Origin of the sequence: Streptomyces sp. NPDC002130, from assembly GCF_040296465.1 — a bacterium.
Classification (GTDB): Bacteria; Actinomycetota; Actinomycetes; order Streptomycetales; family Streptomycetaceae; genus Streptomyces.
The window spans coordinates 1-1,037 of the sequence record NZ_JBEOXI010001272.1; the positions used below are offsets into that span (position 1 = coordinate 1).

The following is a 1,037-nucleotide window of genomic DNA, read 5'->3' on the forward strand; positions in this document are numbered from 1 at the left end:
GGCCCGAGGAGTACACGTGACCAGCACAGCGCAGGCACCCAAGTCAGGAGCCAGGACGGCTCACCCCGATCATCTCGGGCACGTCAGGTCGACGCCGTGGAGCCGAAACGAAGGGCGACGGCATCGGGGGTACGCGCGACCTGCTCCTCGAACAGACTTACGAGAGTCGACTCGACGACCGACGGAGCCTCGAAAACAACGACGGAAGTCGCATCGGCGATGAGCGCACCGACGACGGATTCGAGGCCACCCTCTCGTGTGGCGAGCAACTCCGGCAGCAGCGTGGAGATCACGACGGGTACGAGTGCGTCCGGGCCGAGCGCACCACCCATCGCGGAGTCGAGTGTGGCCAGTTCCGAGTGCAACCGTTCGTAGGTGACCTCGGCGTCTGCATGAACAAGCGCTGTCCGGTCGGGCTCCGCCTCGGCTACTGCAGCGATCAATCTCGGCAGGTCCTCGATCGTCAGCGACTGTGGTCCCGGCATACCGACGGACATCAACACTTCCTCCAACTGACGACAGCACGGCGCAGATCCAACGCACGACTGGTCGTACAGATCAACGCCCATGGGGCAAATACTGCATATTACCCGTCCGTACCGGAACCCTTCCCCAGCGTGGCCTGCGCGTCAGTTATCAAAGACTCGACGAGCGAGGTAATACCGTCGGCGCCCAGTGCCGGAAGAATGCCCGGAACCAGACCGTTCAGCGAAACCGAGACCAACGCGTCGGCAGTGAGCGCCGCACCCATCGTCTGCTTCATCACAGCCAGTTTTTCGGCCAGCTGTGTGAAGGTCACCACGGTGTCGCCGTGTGTGAAGGCAACCGCCGTCGGATCTGCTGCGGCGGCCGCTGCTGCGAGGTCCGGAAGGTCCGCGGCCGTTTTCGGCTCGGCTGCCTCGATCAGCGCGCGTTCGAAGTCCGTCACGATGTCGATGGTCCGCAAAACCACCGTCGGATCTGCGGCAACGGCGTCGACCACGGCCCGCAACCTGGCTGCGAACAGTTCCATGGTTGCGGCGTCGTACAGATCGGTT

Annotated in this window: 2 protein-coding genes; both read right to left on the reverse strand. The window is 63.7% G+C overall.

Features of this window, described 5'->3' with window-relative positions; translation table 11 throughout:
- Positions 1 to 83: 83 nt before the first annotated feature.
- Complete coding sequence (locus tag ABT116_RS50205) at positions 84 to 569, reverse strand: hypothetical protein (protein WP_351648517.1); 486 nt, start codon at positions 567 to 569, stop codon at positions 84 to 86.
- Positions 570 to 586: 17 nt separating this feature from the next.
- The coding region (locus ABT116_RS50210) for a hypothetical protein (RefSeq protein ID WP_351648519.1) at positions 587 to 1,037 on the reverse strand (451 nt) is incomplete at its 5' end.